General features: G+C 68.4%; 18 protein-coding genes and 1 tRNA gene. 7 read left to right on the forward strand and 12 right to left on the reverse strand.

Annotated features, from left to right (window positions below):
* Positions 1–5 precede the first annotated feature (5 nt).
* Positions 6–1622: a long-chain fatty acid--CoA ligase gene (locus ACLL81_RS04760; protein WP_411287214.1), complete on the reverse strand. Its 1617-nt coding sequence runs from the start codon at positions 1620–1622 to the stop codon at positions 6–8.
* A 152-nt stretch (positions 1623–1774) separates the two neighbouring features.
* Between ACLL81_RS04760 and ACLL81_RS04765 the strand changes: the two genes are divergently transcribed.
* Complete coding sequence (locus ACLL81_RS04765; RefSeq protein WP_411287195.1) at positions 1775–2971, forward strand: acetyl-CoA C-acetyltransferase; 1197 nt, start codon at positions 1775–1777, stop codon at positions 2969–2971.
* Between the two features lie 5 nt (positions 2972–2976).
* Here the strand turns inward: ACLL81_RS04765 and ACLL81_RS04770 are convergent, their stop codons facing one another.
* The 3 genes from ACLL81_RS04770 to ACLL81_RS04780 all read right to left on the reverse strand — a co-directional run bounded on the left by ACLL81_RS04770 (position 2977) and on the right by ACLL81_RS04780 (position 5110).
* Positions 2977–4119, reverse strand: a complete 1143-nt coding sequence (locus ACLL81_RS04770; protein ID WP_411287196.1) for a zinc-binding dehydrogenase — start codon at positions 4117–4119, stop codon at positions 2977–2979.
* Between the two features lie 25 nt (positions 4120–4144).
* Positions 4145–4897 (reverse strand): glutathione S-transferase family protein, encoded by a 753-nt coding sequence (locus tag ACLL81_RS04775; RefSeq protein WP_411287197.1) that lies wholly within the window; start codon positions 4895–4897, stop codon positions 4145–4147.
* A 137-nt stretch (positions 4898–5034) separates the two neighbouring features.
* Positions 5035–5110 (reverse strand) — tRNA-Ile (locus ACLL81_RS04780).
* 119 nt (positions 5111–5229) lie between these two features.
* Here ACLL81_RS04780 and ACLL81_RS04785 point away from each other — a divergent pair.
* Positions 5230–5973, forward strand: a complete 744-nt coding sequence (locus tag ACLL81_RS04785) for an SIMPL domain-containing protein (protein WP_411287198.1) — start codon at positions 5230–5232, stop codon at positions 5971–5973.
* Here ACLL81_RS04785 and ACLL81_RS04790 read toward each other — a convergent pair.
* The 3 genes from ACLL81_RS04790 to ACLL81_RS04800 form a co-directional block, all read right to left on the reverse strand.
* Positions 5970–6395: a hypothetical protein gene (locus ACLL81_RS04790; RefSeq protein ID WP_411287199.1), complete on the reverse strand. Its 426-nt coding sequence runs from the start codon at positions 6393–6395 to the stop codon at positions 5970–5972. The genes ACLL81_RS04785 and ACLL81_RS04790 overlap by 4 nt on opposite strands.
* A 16-nt stretch (positions 6396–6411) precedes the next feature.
* A complete protein-coding gene (gene panD, locus ACLL81_RS04795; protein WP_411287200.1) occupies positions 6412–6768 on the reverse strand; it encodes an aspartate 1-decarboxylase in 357 nt (118 codons plus the stop codon).
* A gap of 195 nt (positions 6769–6963) precedes the next feature.
* On the reverse strand, positions 6964–7836 hold the full coding sequence (locus tag ACLL81_RS04800; RefSeq protein WP_411287201.1) for an alpha/beta hydrolase: 873 nt from the start codon (positions 7834–7836) through the stop codon (positions 6964–6966).
* A gap of 154 nt (positions 7837–7990) precedes the next feature.
* Here ACLL81_RS04800 and ACLL81_RS04805 point away from each other — a divergent pair, with 154 nt between their 5' ends.
* Entirely contained in the window at positions 7991–9241 is a 1251-nt protein-coding gene (locus ACLL81_RS04805; RefSeq protein WP_411287202.1) for a serine hydrolase domain-containing protein, read from the forward strand.
* Between the two features lie 12 nt (positions 9242–9253).
* Here the strand turns inward: ACLL81_RS04805 and ACLL81_RS04810 are convergent, their stop codons facing one another.
* Positions 9254–9601 carry a hypothetical protein gene (locus ACLL81_RS04810; protein WP_411287203.1) on the reverse strand — a complete coding sequence of 116 codons (348 nt, stop codon included), beginning with the start codon at positions 9599–9601 and terminating at the stop codon, positions 9254–9256.
* A gap of 150 nt (positions 9602–9751) precedes the next feature.
* Between ACLL81_RS04810 and ACLL81_RS04815 the strand changes: the two genes are divergently transcribed.
* Positions 9752–9976: a hypothetical protein gene (locus ACLL81_RS04815; protein ID WP_411287204.1), complete on the forward strand. Its 225-nt coding sequence runs from the start codon at positions 9752–9754 to the stop codon at positions 9974–9976.
* A gap of 86 nt (positions 9977–10062) precedes the next feature.
* On the forward strand, positions 10063–10536 hold the full coding sequence (locus ACLL81_RS04820; protein ID WP_411287205.1) for a hypothetical protein: 474 nt from the start codon (positions 10063–10065) through the stop codon (positions 10534–10536).
* A gap of 68 nt (positions 10537–10604) precedes the next feature.
* Here ACLL81_RS04820 and ACLL81_RS04825 read toward each other — a convergent pair whose 3' ends face one another.
* A complete protein-coding gene (locus ACLL81_RS04825) occupies positions 10605–11054 on the reverse strand; it encodes a DUF6152 family protein (protein ID WP_411287206.1) in 450 nt (149 codons plus the stop codon).
* Between the two features lie 90 nt (positions 11055–11144).
* The gene (locus tag ACLL81_RS04830) at positions 11145–12017 is read right to left on the reverse strand and encodes a hypothetical protein (RefSeq protein ID WP_411287207.1); all 873 of its coding nucleotides are present in this window, start codon (positions 12015–12017) and stop codon (positions 11145–11147) included.
* Positions 12018–12149: 132 nt separating this feature from the next.
* Between ACLL81_RS04830 and ACLL81_RS04835 the strand changes: the two genes are divergently transcribed.
* Positions 12150–12770, forward strand: coding sequence for a TIGR02466 family protein (locus ACLL81_RS04835; RefSeq protein ID WP_411287208.1), 621 nt, complete (start codon positions 12150–12152; stop codon positions 12768–12770).
* On the opposite strand, the gene ACLL81_RS04840 is transcribed toward ACLL81_RS04835, so the two are convergent.
* The gene (locus ACLL81_RS04840) at positions 12755–14392 is read right to left on the reverse strand and encodes a M20/M25/M40 family metallo-hydrolase (protein ID WP_411287209.1); all 1638 of its coding nucleotides are present in this window, start codon (positions 14390–14392) and stop codon (positions 12755–12757) included. The two genes, ACLL81_RS04835 and ACLL81_RS04840, sit on opposite strands and share 16 nt — an antisense overlap.
* Positions 14393–14559: 167 nt before the next feature.
* Between ACLL81_RS04840 and ACLL81_RS04845 the strand changes: the two genes are divergently transcribed.
* A complete protein-coding gene (locus ACLL81_RS04845) occupies positions 14560–14907 on the forward strand; it encodes a DUF1428 domain-containing protein (RefSeq protein ID WP_411287210.1) in 348 nt (115 codons plus the stop codon).
* Positions 14908–14959: 52 nt separating this feature from the next.
* Here the strand turns inward: ACLL81_RS04845 and rpoD are convergent, their stop codons facing one another.
* Positions 14960–16915: an RNA polymerase sigma factor RpoD gene (gene rpoD / locus ACLL81_RS04850; RefSeq protein ID WP_411287211.1), complete on the reverse strand. Its 1956-nt coding sequence runs from the start codon at positions 16913–16915 to the stop codon at positions 14960–14962.
* Positions 16916–17083: the final 168 nt, after the last annotated feature.

Consider the following 17083-nt stretch of genomic DNA (forward strand, 5'->3'; position numbering starts at 1 on the left):
CTGGCCTAGGCTCTGCCGCCTGTCGAAAGGCAGTCCTGGTACTTCGCTCGAAGCACCTTCTTGTCGATCTTGCCAGTGGCGGTCATTGGCACGGCGTCGAAGAACACCCGGTCGGGAAGCCACCACTTGGCGATGCGAGGGAGGAGGTAAGCCTCGATGGCCGCGCGATCCAGGTTCGCCCCGGCGTGGGCCTCGACGACCAGCACCGGCCGCTCGTCCCACTTCGGATGGGGCACGCCCACCACTGCGGCCACCTTCACGCCGGGACAGCCTGAGGCGATATTCTCCAGGTCGATGGAGCTGATCCACTCGCCGCCCGACTTGATCACGTCCTTCTTGCGGTCGGTGATCCGCATGAACCCGTCGGCGTCCAGGGTGGCGATGTCGCCGGTGTCGAACCAGTGGTCCGCGTCGACGCAATCCTGGTCCTGGCGGTAGTAGCGCTGGATCGTCCAAGGTCCGCGGACCATCAGGGTGCCGGAGGTCTCCCCGTCGCGGGGCGTCTGCTCGCCGTCATCGTCGACGGTCTTCAGCTCGATGCCGAACTGCAGGCGGCCCTGCCGGGTCCAGATCACCTCCAGCGCCGTCTCTTCACCTTGTTCGGCGAGGCCGGGGGTCGGCGTCGCGATCACCCCTAGCGGGCAGGTCTCAGTCATCCCCCAGATCTGCAGCACGTCCACGCCGTAGCGTTCGCGGAAGGTCTTCGCCATGGCGCGGGGCACCGCCGAGCCGCCGATCACCACGCGCTTGAGCGAGGTGGGCCGCCGGTCGTTCTCATCCAGCCAGACCAGGTACATTGTCCAGATGGTGGGCACGCCGCCGGTGAAGGTGACGGCTTCGTCCTCGATCAGTTCGTGCAGGCTGGCGCCGTCCATCCGGTCGCCAGGCAGGACCAGCTTGGCGCCGCACAGCGGGGCGGCGAACGGCAACCCCCAGGCCGTGGCGTGGTAGAGCGAGGAACACGGCATCACCACGTCGAAGGCGGTGAAACCAAAGGCGCTGGCCAGCGCCGAGCCCATGGCGTGCAGGACGACGGCGCGGTGGCTGTAGAGGACGCCCTTGGGATCACCCGTGGTGCCGGAAGTGTAGCAAAGGAAGGCCGCCGCGTTCTCGTCGAACACGGGCCACTCGAAGCCAGCTGCCTCGGTCCGCAGCAGGGCTTCATAGCCCACGGCGCCCACCTTGCCGGGCGCCAGCCGAGCGTCGTCGCTGAGCATCACGAATGTCCGCACGTGGATCAGGCGGTGGGCGATCCGCTCCACAAGTTCCAGGAGGTTGCGGTCGAACAGCAGCACCGCGCTCTCGGCGTGATTGAGCGTGTAGGCGATCTGCTCGTCGAACAGCCGCGGGTTGGCGGTGTGCAGCACGGCGCCCATGCCGGTCGCCGCATAGAACAGCTCCAGGTGCCGGTGGGTGTTCCAGGCCAGGGTGGAGACCCTGTCGCCAGGCCGCACGCCGATCGTGCCCAGCGCGCGGGCCGCCTTCTCGCACCGGACAGCGAAGGCCGCGTAGTCGTAGCGCCAGAAGGGTTCGTCGATGCCGCGCGAAACGATCTCACGCCGGCCATGAGCCAGCGCCGCATACTTCAGGATGCTGGAAATCTGCAGCGGCGTGGTCTGCATCAGGCCTGGCGGCAAGGTTCCTCCTAGGCTCTGCAAGAGCCGGCGACTTGGCCGCCATGCTGACCCATGTCGCGCGGCGACGCCATCCGCGGGGGAGACAAGCCGGGTCCCCCGGACTAGGACGGACAGGCCCAACAGAGACCGGAGCCCCCATGCGTCGCGCCGCCATCGTCAGCCCCGTCCGCACGCCGGTGGGCAAGTTCCAGGGATCGCTCAGCGCCGTCCCTGTGGAGACCCTCTGCAGCGTCGTCGTCCAGGCGGTAGTGAACCGCAGCGGGGTCGACCCGGCCCTGATCGAGGACGTGGTCTTCGCCCAGAGCTACGCCAGCGGCGAGACCCCCTGCGTCGGCCGCTGGGCGGCCCTGGCCGCGGGCCTGCCCATCGAGGTGCCGGGCATGCAGCTGGACCGCCGGTGCGGTGGCGGCCTGCAGGCGATCGCCAATGCCGCCATGATGGTCCAGACCGGCGCCGCCGACGTGGTGCTGGCGGGCGGCGTAGAGAGCATGAGCAACGTGGAGTACTACACCACCGCCATGCGCGGCGGCGCCCGTGCCGGCAGCGTGCAGCTCTACGACCGCCTGGAGCGGGGGCGCGAACGGTCCCAGCCGGTGGAGCGGTTCGGCCACATCTCCGGCATGATCGAGACCGCCGAGAACCTGGCCCGCGAGTACCAGATCACCCGCGAGGACTCCGACGCCTACGCCGCCGAGAGCCACCGGCGCGCGGGTGAGGCCTGGGCCTCCGGCCGCTTCGCCGACGAGGTGGTGGCCGTTTCCGTGGCCCAGCGGCGGGGCGACCCGGTGGTGGTCGACCACGACGAGGGGGTCAGGCCCGACACCACGCAGGCGTCCCTGGCCAGCCTGAAGCCGATGCTGAAGGATGGCGTCTCCACCGCCGGCAATTCCAGCCAGCAGAACGACGCGGCGTCGGCCTGCCTGGTGGTGGCCGAGGACAAGCTGGAAGAGCTGGGGCTGAAGCCCATGGGCTTCCTGGTGGGCTGGGCCGCCGCCGGCTGCCATCCGGCGACCATGGGCATCGGGCCGGTCCCGGCGGTGGAGCGCCTGTTCCGCAAGACCGGCCTCGGCTGGAACGACATGGACCTTGTCGAGCTCAACGAGGCCTTCGCCGCCCAGGTGCTGGCGGTGCTGAAGGGCTGGGGCTGGGACGACCGCGACAAGCTCAACGTCAACGGCTCCGGCATCTCCCTGGGCCACCCCATCGGCGCCACCGGCGTGCGGATCATGACCACCCTGCTGCACGAGATGGACCGCCGCGGCGCCCGCTATGGCCTGGAGACCATGTGCGTCGGCGGCGGCCAAGGGGTGGCCGCGGTGTTCGAGCGGGCCTGAGCCGACTACGGCAGCGTCGGGTTGATCAGGTACTTTTCGCCGGTGGCGCGCCGGGTATAGGCCTTGATCACGTCGGGCTTCAGCACGTCCCTAAGCGAGATCTCCCGCGTGTAGTGGCTGGCGAAGGTGGTCTTCAGCTCGCTGACCACCCGCTGGCGCAGGCGGCCCGCCTCCTCCGCGCCGATCTTCTGCAGGAAGGGCGTCAGGAGCCAGCCGCCCAGCGCCCAGGAGAACCCGAATGAACGGGTCAGCTCCGTGGGCGACACGTCGAGGCCGCCGTAGATATAGACCTGCTTGAAGGTGTCGGACCCATAGCGGCTGTAGGTGGTCATCCGCGCGACGGCGGCGGCTTCCATGGCCGTCAGCAGCTGGCTCGCCAGCCGTCCGCCCCCGGTGGCGTCGAAGGCAATGGTGGCCCCCGTCTCCGTGAGGGCGGCGATCAGGTCCGCCATGAAGCCGGGCGACGTGGAATTGACCACGTGCTTGGCGCCGGCGTCGGCGAGCAGCTTTGCCTGCTTATCGCTGCGCACCACGTTCACCAGGGCGATCGCGTCCTTCAGGCAGATGCGGTTCAGCATCTGGCCCAGGTTCGAGGCGGCGGCGGTGTGAACCAGGGCCGTGTGGCCTTCGCGGCGCATGGTTTCGACCATGCCCAGCGCGGTGAGCGGATTGACGAAACAGGAGGCGCCGTCCGCGGCCGTCGCATCGTCCGGCAGCGGCAGGGCGTCGGCCGCCTTCACGGTGCGGTACTCGGCGTACATGGCCCCGCCAAGGATCGCCACCCGGCGGCCGATGAGCGCCTGGGCCTGTGGCGACGCGCCGGCCCGCACCACTGTCCCGGCGCCTTCGTTGCCCACCGGCAGCGCCTGATCGACCCGAGCTGCTAGCATGGTCATCGCCCGCGGCGGCACGTCGGCCGTGACTGCGGGGGTGTCATCGGAGCCCGACGATCGGATGGAGCCCAGGTCCGCGGGACCGAACAGCAGCCCGATGTCGGAGGGATTGATCGGCGTCGCCTCGATCCGCACGACGATGTCGTCCGGGCCGGGCTCAACCGTGGGCGTCGGCTGGAGAGAGACTTCGAGCTCCCCGCTGGCCTTCACGAGCGAGCGTAGTTGAAGGCCCTGGTCGGTGGTCTGGCTGGTCATGGTCAAAGGTCTCTTCGGTCCGAGATCAGGGCCGCTTCAGGGGCGGCAGGGAACCCACCATGCCGTCCGGGCGGGCGACCGCCAGCATACGCTTGTAGGCGGGCCGGGCCTCCATCTTCGTCCGCCAAGCGGCTAGGTGCGGGAACTTGGCGATGTCCACCACCTTGGTCGAGGTCGCGAAGTTGAGCGGGAACAGCATCATGATGTCCGCGGCGGAGAACTCCGCGCCGCCGAAATACGGATGGCGGCTCAGGTAATCGTCGGCGAATTTCACCGTGTCCTCCGCGTCCACCAGGCGGCTTGGCGTGGCGCTCGGGCGGATCATCTCTACCCGGTAGTCGGCGATGACCCGGGAGGCGAACGAGCCCTCCGCGTAGTGCATCCACTGCAGATGGTACGGATAGTCCGGCGAGGCCACCGCCGGCTGCAGTCGGCCTGCGCCATGGCGGGCCAGCAGCATCTGGATGATCGCGCCGGATTCCACCACCACCTGGTCGCCGTAGCGCACCGTGGGGGCTACCGGCATAAGCGGACTGATCTCGCGGATCGCCTGCATGGAGCCGGCCAGGTCGCCGCGCTTGAACTGTAGGGTGTAGGGCAGTCCCAGCTCTTCGCAGAGCCACACCAGGCGCTCAGACCGGCGACCTTCCAGGTGGTAGATCTGGAGGACTGGCGCCCCGGCCGCGGTGCGGTCCGGCATCGTCTGATACATGGGCGTGGCGCAGGCGGTCAGGGCCAGCGCGAGTGCGCCGGCGGCTACGGCGTGGAGTTTGTTCATGATTTTCCTGTTCGTCCCCCGGCGACCGTCCGATCCCGCCTGGATCGGTATCTGAGACGCCGTCCCGGAGCGGATTTCCCCGTATTCGGCCCGCGATGGCAAGGCGAATTTGGCCGCGTCAGGCGAAGCGGGCGCGCTGGTGGGCCCGGCAGGACTCGAACCTGCAACCAGACCGTTATGAGCGGCCGGCTCTAACCATTGAGCTACAGGCCCCAGCAGCGACGCTGGTGGCGCGGTTACCACGGGCTGCACGGGCCTTAAAGCTTGCGTTCAGGTACGGCTTGCGACCTTGGAGCGTGGCCTTCGGGCCGACATTGCCTTTGGAGGCTTCGATGAAGACCCTGATCCGCACCGGCGCGCTGGCCCTGGTGCTGGCCGCCTCGGCCGCCGCGCCCCCCGCCCTCGCCCAGTCCACGCCGCCGGCCGCCGAGAGCATGTTCCGCGCCACCACCCTGAACCTGGCGGCCTACGGCGAAACCCGCGTGGCGCCGGACATGGCGACCATCACGCTGGGCGTCATGACCGAGGCCAAGACCGCGCAGGCCGCCCTGCAAGCCAACGCCACGCGGATGGCCGGGGTGATGGCCACCCTGCGCCGGGCCGGCATTGCGGAGAAGGACATCCAGACCTCCGGCCTGAACCTCAATCCGCAGTACCAATACGAGCAGAACCTGCCGCCCCGGCTCACCGGCTACCAAGTCTCCAACCAGGTAAGCGTCACCGTGCGTGACCTGGCCAGGCTGGGCCAGGCGGTGGACGCCACGGTGAGCGCCGGCGCCAACCAGGTGCACGGCATAAGCTTTGGCCTCAATGACTCCACGGCCGCCGAGAACGCCGCCCGCCAGGACGCGGTGAAGGCCCTGCAGGCCAAGGCCGAGCTCTATGCGCGGGCCACCGGCCACCGCGTCTCGCGCCTGGTCACGCTGAGCGAAGGCGGCGGCTACAGCGTCCAGCCGCCCATGCCGATGGTGACTAACCAGCTGAAGCGCGAGATGGCCGCCGACTCCACCCAGGTCTCCCCGGGCGAGCTCAAGGTGCGCATCGACGTCTCGGGCCTCTACGAGCTCGCGCGCTAGAGTCCGGCTTTCTCGAAGGCGCCCGCCAAGCGGTCCGCCATCATCCGGCCGGGGAAGGCGCGGTCGCCTTCCATCACCGCGGCATAGGCCAGTCCCCTGCCGGGGATCACCCCCGACGCCCAGCCGACGCCCCGCGAGGCGTCGGATGTGGTGTTGCAGCTCAAGTGCCGCGCCTGGCCGTCCCTGGCGGTCATCTCGACCAGGTCCTGGGCGGTGCGCGTGCCTGGCGCGTCGCAGGCCGCCAGCGCCCGACCGCACGCCGAATGGGTGTTGTAGCGGTAGACCACCTTGCCCGAGCCCTGCTCGGCGATCAGCACGCAGCTATTGGGGTCGCCCACCGCGCGGGACACAGCCTCGTCCAGCACGGCCTTGTCCACGCCCTTGGGCGCTTCCTGCGAACAGGCGCTCAGCGCCAGGCCCATCAGGGCCGCCGCGGGCTCAGGCCGCCTGCTTGATCTCGTTGCCGTCGTCCAGCAACACCACAGTGGGCGCATAACTCAGGGCCTCCTCGGCCGGCAGCATGCCATAGGTGACCACGATCACCTTGTCGCCCTTCTGGACCAGGCGCGCGGCGGCGCCGTTGACCCCGATCACCCGCGAGCCCCGGGGGGCCTCGATGGCGTAGGTGGTGAAGCGTGCGCCGGTGGTGATGTTCAGCACATCCACCTGTTCGTGCGGCAGGATGCCGGAGACATCCAGCAGATCGCGGTCGATGGCGATGGAGCCTTCGTACTCCAGGTCGGCCTGGGTCACGGTCGCCCGGTGCAGCTTGGCTTTCATCAGCGTCACGAGCACGGCTTCAAGATCCTCTCGACGCGGCCGGGGGGCCGGCGGCTTGCGGATATACGCACGATGCCAGGCCGGTTCAATGCCGCGACGCAGCAACATTGACGTTACGTCAAGAAAAGCACGGCGCAGCCTTGCCGGATAACGAATTGCGGTGACTCGCGGGGTCGGCGGGGGTCGCCGCATTTTCGCGGCGCCACAGGCTCAGCCGGCGTGCTTGCGCAGGAAGGTGGTCATTTCGTCCAGCACCGGGGCCTGGCCCCGCAGCGGCCGCGAGAGGGCCAGGACGATGCGGATGTGATCGACGCCAGGATAGTGGCGCTCCTCCACCACCGCGCCGGCTTCGCGCAGCGCCTTGGCCAGCCGCACGGTGTTGCGCGGATAAACCGTGGTGTCGGCGTCGCCGGTGGCCAGGAAGGCGGCCGGGGCGTCGGTGCGCGCATAGGCGATCGGCTGCGTCGCGGCCAGGTCCTTGGTCTCGCCGAAGGTGCGCCGGGTGACCGGGCCGTCCAGGGGAATGAAGGCGTAGGGACCAGCCAGACCCGCCACCGCCTTGACCTGCCGGGGATCGACGCCGGCCGCCTTCAGGTAGCGGCCGTCCAGGCCCAGCATGACGGCGTTGTAGGCGCCCGCGGAGTGGCCCACCAGCACGATGCGGGACGGATCGCCGCCATACTGCGCCGCGTGGTCGGCGGCCCAGCGCACGGCCTGGGCGCCGTCCTCCAGGAAGCCCGGATAGCGCACCTCCGGATAGAGGCGGTAGTCGGCGACGATGGTGACGAACCCGCGCGCCGCCAGCGCCCGGCCCGCCCAGTTGTAGTCCTGCCTGCGCCCGGAATCCCACGCCCCGCCATAGAAGAACACCGCCACGGGAGCGGACCCCGTGGCGCTCCTGGGCGCATAGACGTCCAGCGCCTGGCGCGGGTTCGGCCCGTAGGCGACGTTCTGGGCGCTGCGCAGCGCCGGGTCCTTGGGCGACAGGGTGGCGAACAGGCCGAGCGGCGTGCAGGCGGTGGTCAGGGCGGCCGCGGCGGCGGCGAGGCCCAGCCGCGCGGGGAGGCTCGGTGGCTTGGTCATGGGGTCTCAGCTAGCGGTGGCGTCGGCGGGGCGCAACTTCCTACCCCCAGGGCGGTACGGGCGAGCCCGCCCGCGGGATGCAGGCGTCGCCGGGGCTTGACGCACCGGCCCGGCCCCGGCGCTATGACTGACTGAACAGCGATAAGGACACGGCATGGACGGCGACCAGACGTTGCGCGACCTCGACCAGGCGGACCTCTCGCTGGCCTCCGCCGGCCTGCAGGCGGCGGTCGACGCTGGCGACCTGGCGGGGGTCGTCACCCTGGTCTGGCAGGGCGGCGAGGTGGTCCAGGTCAACACCGTCGGCTGGCGTGACCTGGAGGCTCAGGCGCCCATGGCCCGCGACACCCTGTTTCGCATAGCCTCCATGACCAAGCCGGTGACCTCCCTGGCCGCCCTGATGCTGGTGGAGGAAGGCAAGCTCAGGCTGGACGACCCGATCAGCCGCTGGCTGCCGGAGTTCAAGGACATGCAGGTCCTCAAGAACGCCACCGGGCCGCTGGACGAGACCTATCCGGCGCCGCGAGAGATCACGGTGGAGGATCTGATGACCCATCGGGCGGGGCTGGCCTATGGCTTCACCTCCATGGGTCCCATCGCCCAGGCGCACGAGGACCACCTGGGTCCGCCCCTGGGCACGCCGCTGACCCCCGATGCCTGGCTGGCGGCCCTGGGGTCCTTGCCGCTCAGCTATCCGCCCGGCGCGCAGTTCCACTACAGCCACGCCACCGAGGTGCTGGGCTTCCTGGTCGCCCGCATCGAGGGCAAGCCCCTGGGGCAGGTGCTGAAGGACCGGATCTTCGGTCCCCTGGGCATGGACGACACCGATTTCTGGTGCCCGCCACAGAAGCGCGACCGGATGGCCAAGCTCTACCGGATGGATCCCGAGACCGACCGCCTGCAAGACGTCTCCATGCCGCATCCGGACGGCCAACCGGCGTTCGAGGCCGGCGGCGGGGGCCTGATTTCCACCGCCGACGACTACCTGAAATTTGCCCGGATGCTGCTGGGCGGCGGCGAGGTGGATGGGGTGCGGCTGGTCAAGGCCGAGACGCTGGCCCTGATGGCCTCCAACAAGCTGACACCGGAGCAGCGGGCGATCCCGTTCATGGGCATGCCGTTCTGGATGAGCCAGGGCTTCGGCCTGGGGCTTTCGGTGATCATGGACCCCGCCGCCCACGGCTGGATGGGCGCGGGCTCTGAGGGCGCGTTCGGCTGGCCGGGGGCGTTCGGAACCTGGTGGCAGGCCGACCCGGCCGAGAAGCTGGTGGTGATCTACCTGGTGCAGGATTCCATGCCGCTGGGGCCCGAAGCCGTCGCCAACATGGCCGCCCGCAGGGGCCTCGGCGGCCGCGCCGCCCTGCCGGTTTTCCAGAAGATGGTCTATGCCGCGCTGGGCAAGTAGCGGCGCGACCCGTTAGGGCCGACGCGGCGCCAGGCACATCCGGCGGCCTTCGTAGAGGTCGCCGATCAGGCTGCCGTCCCGCGACGCCAGGCGCCGCACGCGTTCGAACTGCGCGCTCTCGGCCGGCGGCTTCTCGCCGCGCGCACAGACCGGGGTCTCCACCCGCATGCCAACCGAGCAGAGGCAGATGTCCTCGCGCAGGTCGAGGCGGCTGGGCGCGACCTTGCAGATCGCCGGCTCCGACCGGCCCGATACGTCGAGGCACAGGATGGTGCGGGTGGGCGGATTGCTCTCCACCGGCTGGGCCAGGGCGGCGCCTCCGGCCAGGGCGAGGACGGCGGCGAGGATCGGAAGCTTCATGGCGCGCTCCTTGAGGTTGGCAACAGCATAGCGCGAGAGTCCGCAAGGTGCGCTTCAAAACGTCTGTGAAATCGACGGCTTAAGGATTGGGGGTTCCGCTAACCATCTCCTTGCGTCTGACCTTAACCTTGCGGCGCGCAGACTTGCGTCATGGATCCGTTGGTCATCGCCCGCTACGGCCTCGCCGCCGCCGAGCGCCGCTTCGAGGCCTCGGCCTCGCGCATGGTCCGGGCCGGCGTGGACCCGGACGTCGATCTGGCGGGCGGGACCGTGGAGATGGTCCAGGCCAAGCACCAGTTCTCCGCCGGCCTGCAAGTGGTCCGGTTCGCGGACGAGATGTGGCGCTCGCTCATGGATGCCCAGGCCCGCCGGTAGTCCGCCGGGTGGACCCGCGGCGGGGCTTGCCGCAGGATGGGCGGGACGACGCGATCCGCCGCGCCGCGCTTCGGAGAAGACAACCCGTGATCCGCCATCTGCCTCTGGCCGCCTGCGCGGCGCTCCTGGCCGCCTGTTCGCCGGCCAAACCCCAGGCTCAGTTCAGCCCTGGCCTCGACATGATCGAATTGATGGCCCACGTGGTCGATCCCGCCGCCTTCCAGCTCTGGCGTGGCGCGGGGACCGAGGTGACCGAGGCCGGCGAGCGCGACCTGTCGCCCACCACCGAGGCAGGCTGGAAGGTGGTGGTGGACGGCGCGGCCACCGTCGCCGAGGCGGGCAACCTCTTGATGCTGCCTGGCCGCCCCAGGGCGCCGGAGGCCGACTGGAACCGCCACGCCAAGCTCTTGACCGTGCGTGCGCTCGAGGCCAGGGCCGCCGCCGAGGCCAAGGACAAGCAGGCCGTGTTCGACACCGGCGGGCGAGTCTACGAGGTCTGCACCGCCTGCCACGCGCAGTTCATCATCGCCCCGCAAGAAGCAGCCGAAGCTAAGAAGTAGCCTGACGGGGCGCGACCAAAAAAGAGGAGCCTCGCGGCTCCCCTTTCGCAATTCAGGCCAAGTCGGGCCTATTTCTTCTCGCTGGCGTCCGAGCCGTCCTTCGGGGCGCCCGTGCCGGACGAGCCCATGAACAGCTTGCGGCCGTCGGTGAAGGTCACGTCGCGGCCGTTGGCCTTGCAGATCGGCGCGCAGAGACGGTCCTTGGACTGATAGCCGCGCACGATGATCTCGGTGCCGGGCTTCAGCGAATTGCGATTGATTCCGGAACGCAGCAAGGTGTTGGGCGTGCCGCCCTCGACCATCCACTTCACTTCGCCGGTGGGGGTCACGGCGTTCAGGTGCACCCAGGCGTGCGGATTGATCCACTCCACCTTCGTCACCTTGCCTCGCAGCAGCACCGGGGCCTTACCGTCGAACTCGGCGGCGAAGGCGTGGTGGGCATACGCGACGCCCGCGCCGACAGCTGCCGCCAGGGTCGCCCCAGCCACGGCGGAAATAACCAAAAGACGATTGTTCATTGCGCGCCTCCAGCGCCAGTTAATTTGCGCTTTTCAAAACCATAGAGCACTTCGAATGCTGACGCTCTCATGAACGCGCGTGCGTCAGGATCACTTGAGCGGCTCTTTGCGCAGGTGCCCATACATCAGTTCCTCGACGAACTCGACGCACTTGAACTGCTGTAGCCGCGCATCCTCGCCGACCCGCTTGTAGAGGTTCATGCTCATCTTCCACGGACGGGTGAACGTCTGGGGATCGGTGATGGTCGCCTCGTAGCGCATGGTGGTAGGGCTGGTGGGCGTCCAGCGCTCGACCACCACCATCTCGCCGGTGTGGTGATTGCCGGCCCGGTCGAACCAGGTGGAGTCCAGTTGAGCGGTCACCGTCACCACCAGGGTGTCGCCCTCCCACCGCGCCACGGACTGGCCCATCCAGCTGTCGACGGGCGCCGGACCCGGATCGATGAACAGCACGTTGCGCACCGCGCCCGCATACTCGTAGGCGATGATCATCGCCTTGTCGGAATGGAAGATCTGGAACGGCAGGCTCATGTAGTTGGCCCGCGGCACGCCCGGCAGGTAGCACTTGATCTCGGGATCGCGCTTCAGCCAGTCGGCGCGGTTTTCGTCGCGGACTTTGCGGCCTTCAGGCGTGTAGGGGATCTCACCGCCTTCGACGACGCCCAGGCCGGCCGGGACCGCGCCCACCGCGCCCAGGGCCACCACATCCTTGGCCGGCACCGGCACGAACGGGCCAGGGCGAAAGGCCAGAGCCGCGCGGGCGGCGTGCGGCTCGATGTCGAAGTTGGCCCCGTTCATGGTCTGCCAGACGCCGTTCAGGTCGGGATGGCGGCCGTCAGGACCGCGCGGCGCCTTGTAGGCCGCCATCGAGGCCGCCTTTCCCTTGGCCGGAGCCTTCTGGGCCATCGCGGGTCCGCCCGCCAACAGACCGGCTACCGCCAGCGCCACCACGATCCGGTTCATCATTTCGCTCCCCCAGGGCCTCGACCGTCACGCGTCGGGGCCGTCTTTTGACGCAGCCTAATCGACGTTCAGATGCTGCGCTAGCCGTAGCAGCGCTTTGACAAACCGGTCTGTGGCGATTAGCGCCGCAGCATGTCGCTGCGCCCGCTCTTCGTCACAACGGTCTATGAAGCCTCGCTTACAGCAGACCGGGACTTCGAAAATTTCAACGCCGAGATGTTGGCCGCCTGTCGCATGCTCGAGGCGGAGGACTCGGCGGGCCGGGCCTGGAGCACGACGCACGGCTACGGCGGCTACACCTCCTATGCCTCCCTGGACGACCTGCCGACCAGGGCCAGCGTGTTCGGCAAGCTGAAGGCCAAGCTCGACCGGCATGCCGTAGCCTTCGCCAAGGCGCTGGACCTCGACCTGGGGCGCGGACGCCTGAAGCTGAACAGCCTGTGGGTCAATGTCCTCAAGCCAGGCGCGGCCCATTCGGGTCACATCCACCCGCACAGCGTGATTTCCGGCACGGTCTATGTGGCCACCCCGCCCGGCTGCAGCGCGCTGAAGCTGGAGGACCCGCGCCTGCCGATGATGATGGCCTCCCCGCCCAGGCGATCCGATGCGCCGGAAAGCGCCCGCAGCTTCGTCTACCTGACGCCGGAGCCGGGAACCCTGTTCCTGTGGGAGAGTTGGCTGCGCCACGAGGTGCCGGCCAACCAAGCCAAGGCGCAGCGCGTCTCGCTGAGCTTCAACTACGGCTGGCGCTGAGCAGGCCTCCCGAACTTGGTCCCGAAGAAATCGCCGGCGTTCCAGGTGGGGCGCTGGGGCATATCGGCCAGTTCCCGCGCGATCTGGTAGTTGATGGCCGCAAACTTCGCGCCCGCCGCGTAGTCGATTGGCTGGGAGAGGTCGTCACAGGGCTTGTGGTAGCAGTTGGCCAGGAAGCTCCGGAACTGCTTCTCCCCGCCGTTCTGGAAGCCGGTGATCAGGAACACCGCCGGCACCCCCACCTCAACGAAGCGGAAGTGGTCGGAGCGGGTGAACAGCCCCTCCTCCGGGAGCGGGTCAGGCGACAGGGCGATGCCCATGCGCTCGCTCGCCCGCCGCACCGCCGGGCCGATGCTGGAACGGTCGGCGCCGAACGCCACCACGTCGGTGAAATCGTAGGTGAGGATCGGCATGTCCAGGTTGACGTCCGCCGCGATGGCCGCGAGCGGCACGGTAGGATTGCGCGCGAAATACTCCGAGCCCAGCAGGCCCTTCTCCTCGCCGGTCACCGCCAGGAACAGCAGCGACCGCGCCGGAGCCTTACCGGCCTCGCGAAAGGCGCGCGCCACTTCCAGCGTCGTGGCGATGCCGCCGGCGTTGTCCAGCGCGCCGTTGTTGATGCCGTCACCGTTCAGCGGCGGGGTGACGCCGATGTGGTCGAGGTGGGCGGACAGCACCACCACCTCGCCCTTCAGCCTGGGGTCCGAGCCCTCGATTATCGCAGCCACATTGGCGCTCTCAAGGGTCTTGGTTTCCGAGCGCAGCGTCGCCTCCATAGAGAGCGGCAAGGCGAAGCGCGGCGGGTCGCCGGCGGGGGCTTCAGCGATGGCCGCCACCTCGGCGAAGGTCCTGGGCGCCCCGGCGAACAGCTTCTCCGCGCCCTTGACGCTGATGGCGCCCAAGGACGGCACGTTGGGCGCCACGTCGAAGGGCGAGCCGTCCGGCCTGCGCCAGGTCATCGACCAGCTCTGCCAGGTGCGCTTGCCCTGCACGAACGGGCGGCGCTTTTCCTCGGACGGCGTGTCCAGGCCGATGAAGCCGATGGCGCCGCGAGCGGCGGCGGCCAGGCGCTTGTTGCGGCCGCTGGCGTAGAAGGCCCGTTCCTCGGTCTGGAAGCCGGCGGGCGCGCCGGTGAGCGCCACCACGATCTTGCCCTTCACATCGAGGCCCTTGTAGTCGTCGCGCTTGCGCTCCGGCGCCACCACCCCGAAGCCCACGAACACCAGCGGCGCTGAGACCCGGCGCTCCGCGGGGCCAGCGTTGCGCCCGACCATCACCTCGTCGCCGAACACCAGCGGGGTAGCGGATCCGCCCTTGCCCCGCAGGACATAGACGCCCTCGTCGGCGGCGCGGAACGCCAACAGGGGCACGGACTGGAAATAGCTGCCCTTGTCCCCCGCTGGCTTCAGGCCCAGCTGGCGGAACTCCGAGGCCACATAGTTGGCGGCGATGTCGTAGCCTGGCGTTCCCGCCTCGCGGCCCTGCAGCAGATCGCTGGCCAGGAAGGTCACATGCGCCCGCACATTTTCCGCCGAGCGCTGCATTTCCTGCGTCGGCTGGGCCGAAGCCGCGGGTGCGCAGAGGAAGGCGGCCGCGACGGCGGCCAGGATCTTCGAAGACATCATGGAAACTCCTCAAGGCGCGCCGAACCTGTAGCCGGCCGTCCCGCACCGGAACAGCCCAGCCTTCGACGGCTCTCCAACACAGCGGTCGGGCGCATAACGACGCCTTGCCATGGACGGGGCCGGCGAGCACGAGTCTCACGCCGAACCCCCGAGGAGCAAAATCCATGAGCTACATCGACGGAATGATCGCCGCGGTCCCCACCGCGAAGAAGGACGCCTACCTGACCCACGCCCGCGCGGCGGATGCGATCTTCAAGGAGCATGGCGCGTCGAAGTGCGTCGAAACCTGGGGCGACGACATCCCCGAGGGTAAGGTCACCGACTTTCGCCGCGCGGTTCAGGCGACGGCAGATGAGACCATCGTGTTTTCGTGGATCACCTGGCCCGACAAGGCGGCCCGCAACGCGGGCTGGGCCAAGACCATGCAGGACGAGCGCATGACGAAGCTGGAGATGCCGTTCGACGGTAAGCGCATGATCTTCGGCGGCTTCGAGGTCGTGCTGGAGACCTAGCGGCCCGACTGGCCCAATAGCAAAGGGCGGCCCGAGGGCCGCCCTTTTCGAATCAGCTGTCCAGGAAGCTGCGGAGCTTCCGCGAGCGGCTGGGGTGCTTGAGCTTGCGCAGCGCCTTGGCCTCGATCTGGCGGATGCGTTCGCGGGTGACGCTGAACTGCTGGCCGACCTCTTCCAGGGTGTGGTCGGTGTTCATGCCGATGCCGAAGCGCATACGCAGCACTCTTTCCTCGCGCGGGGTCAACGACGCGAGCACTCGCGTCGTGGTTTCGCGAAGATTGCTCTGGATCGCCGCGTCGATGGGCAGGATGGCGTTCTTGTCCTCGATGAAGTCGCCCAGGTGGCTGTCTTCCTCGTCGCCGATCGGCGTCTCGAGGCTGATCGGTTCCTTGGCGATCTTCAGGACCTTGCGGACCTTTTCCAGCGGCATGGCCAGCTTTTCGGCCAGCTCGTCCGGGGGCGCCGCGCGGCCGATCTCGTGCAGCACCTGGCGGCTGGTGCGGACGATCTTGTTGATCGTCTCGATCATATGCACCGGGATGCGGATGGTGCGCGCCTGGTCGGCGATCGAGCGGGTGATGGCCTGACGGATCCACCAGGTCGCATAGGTCGAGAACTTGTAGCCGCGGCGGTACTCGAACTTGTCGACCGCCTTCATCAGGCCGATGTTGCCTTCCTGAATAAGATCAAGGAACTGCAGGCCGCGGTTGGTGTATTTCTTGGCGATGGAGATGACCAGGCGCAGGTTGGCCTCGACCATTTCCTTCTTGGCCTGACGGGCCTCGCGCTCGCCCTTCTGCACCGTCTGGACGATGCGGCGGTAGTCGTCGATCGGCAGGCCGGCCTCGGTGGCCACGGCGGCGACGTCGCCACGGATCTGGGCGATCTGGGCCTGTTCGTTGTCGCTGAACTTGGTCCAGCGCACGCCCATTTCCTTGACCCGGTCAGCCCAGGTCGGGTCCAGCTCGGCGCCGAAATACGACTTGAGGAATTCGGGGCGCGAGATGCCGTAGCTGTCGGCGAGACGCAGCAGCCGGCCTTCCAGCCCCATCAGCCGCTTGTTGATCGCGTACAGTTGTTCGACCAGCGCCTCGATGCGGTGGTTGTTCAGCTTCATCGTCTTCAGCCGGCCCGAAATGCCCGTCGTCAGGGCGTCATAGGCCTTCTGGTCCTTGGGCGAGAGCACCTCGCCCTTCAGACGGCTTTCGACCAGCTTGTCCTGCAGCTTGCGGAAGGCCCCGAAGTCGCCGGCCACCGCGTCCAGCACTTCCATGACGCCGTCGCGCAGCTCGGCTTCCAGCGCCGAGATCGACATGCCGCCGCCGTCGTCGAAATCCTCGTCCTCCTCGTCGTCCGTTTCCGGCTTGGGCTCGGCGCCCTCTTCCGGTTCTACGGGCTCGACCACCGTGCCGGCGGGCGGCTGGTTGTGCGGCAGGGACGACGGGTTGAGCACGCCGTAGGTGGCGTCCAGGTCGATGACCTCGCGCAGCAGGATGCGGTTGTTGGCCAGTTCGTCGCGCCAGACCATGATGGCCTCGAACGTCAGGGCGCTCTCGCACAGGCCCGAGATCATGGCGTCGCGGCCGGCCTCGATCCGCTTGGCGATGGCGATCTCGCCCTCGCGGCTGAGCAGCTCGACGCTCCCCATCTCCCTGAGATACATTCTCACGGGGTCATCGGTGCGGTCGTAGGCCGCCTTGGCGGGCGTTTCAGAGACGCTGGTCTCGGCGCGCTCGACGACCTCACCGCCCTCTTTTTCCGTGGTCTCGGCCGCGTCTTCCTCGGCCTCGACGACGTTGACGCCCATTTCGGACAGCATCGCCAGGGTGTCTTCGATGGCGTCAGGGGTCACTTCCTCGGACGGCAGGACCTTGTTCAGGTCCTCCATCGTGACATAGCCACGGGCCTTGGCCTGCTTGATAAACTTCTTAACCCCGGCGTCGGTGAGGTCGAGCAGCGGACCGTCGCTCTGGGCTTCGGTTTCCTGCGTCTCGGTTTGAGCGCTCATTCAGTCTATTCTCCGGGTGGAGCGGCTGATCAGGCCGTCCGCCGATACAACGTGTGGCGGGGTCGTTGGTTACGAGCCCGCGCTGCGAGATCGAAATCGAACAGATTTCGATCTATTCAAGTGGGAGCCTGATTCACGGCGACGTCGAAATCACGAAGCGATTTCTCC

This window comes from Phenylobacterium sp. (assembly GCF_046590535.1).
GTDB lineage: Bacteria > Pseudomonadota > Alphaproteobacteria > Caulobacterales > Caulobacteraceae > Phenylobacterium.

Bases quoted from the DNA above. Each gene is read 5' to 3' on its own strand.
- ACLL81_RS04800 (WP_411287201.1), bottom strand. From the start codon at position 7,836: ATGACCAAGCCACCGAGCCTCCCCGCGCGGCTGGGCCTCGCCGCCGCC.
- ACLL81_RS04790 (WP_411287199.1), bottom strand. From the start codon at position 6,395: ATGGGCCTGGCGCTGAGCGCCTGTTCGCAGGAAGCGCCCAAGGGCGTG.
- ACLL81_RS04815 (WP_411287204.1), top strand. From the start codon at position 9,752: ATGGATCCGTTGGTCATCGCCCGCTACGGCCTCGCCGCCGCCGAGCGC.
- ACLL81_RS04785 (WP_411287198.1), top strand. From the start codon at position 5,230: ATGAAGACCCTGATCCGCACCGGCGCGCTGGCCCTGGTGCTGGCCGCC.
- ACLL81_RS04840 (WP_411287209.1), bottom strand. From the start codon at position 14,392: ATGTCTTCGAAGATCCTGGCCGCCGTCGCGGCCGCCTTCCTCTGCGCA.
- rpoD (WP_411287211.1), bottom strand. From the start codon at position 16,915: ATGAGCGCTCAAACCGAGACGCAGGAAACCGAAGCCCAGAGCGACGGT.
- ACLL81_RS04830 (WP_411287207.1), bottom strand. From the start codon at position 12,017: ATGAACCGGATCGTGGTGGCGCTGGCGGTAGCCGGTCTGTTGGCGGGC.
- ACLL81_RS04760 (WP_411287214.1), bottom strand. From the start codon at position 1,622: ATGCAGACCACGCCGCTGCAGATTTCCAGCATCCTGAAGTATGCGGCG.
- ACLL81_RS04825 (WP_411287206.1), bottom strand. From the start codon at position 11,054: ATGAACAATCGTCTTTTGGTTATTTCCGCCGTGGCTGGGGCGACCCTG.
- ACLL81_RS04810 (WP_411287203.1), bottom strand. From the start codon at position 9,601: ATGAAGCTTCCGATCCTCGCCGCCGTCCTCGCCCTGGCCGGAGGCGCC.
- ACLL81_RS04765 (WP_411287195.1), top strand. From the start codon at position 1,775: ATGCGTCGCGCCGCCATCGTCAGCCCCGTCCGCACGCCGGTGGGCAAG.
- ACLL81_RS04775 (WP_411287197.1), bottom strand. From the start codon at position 4,897: ATGAACAAACTCCACGCCGTAGCCGCCGGCGCACTCGCGCTGGCCCTG.
- ACLL81_RS04845 (WP_411287210.1), top strand. From the start codon at position 14,560: ATGAGCTACATCGACGGAATGATCGCCGCGGTCCCCACCGCGAAGAAG.
- ACLL81_RS04805 (WP_411287202.1), top strand. From the start codon at position 7,991: ATGGACGGCGACCAGACGTTGCGCGACCTCGACCAGGCGGACCTCTCG.
- ACLL81_RS04770 (WP_411287196.1), bottom strand. From the start codon at position 4,119: ATGACCAGCCAGACCACCGACCAGGGCCTTCAACTACGCTCGCTCGTG.
- ACLL81_RS04835 (WP_411287208.1), top strand. From the start codon at position 12,150: ATGTCGCTGCGCCCGCTCTTCGTCACAACGGTCTATGAAGCCTCGCTT.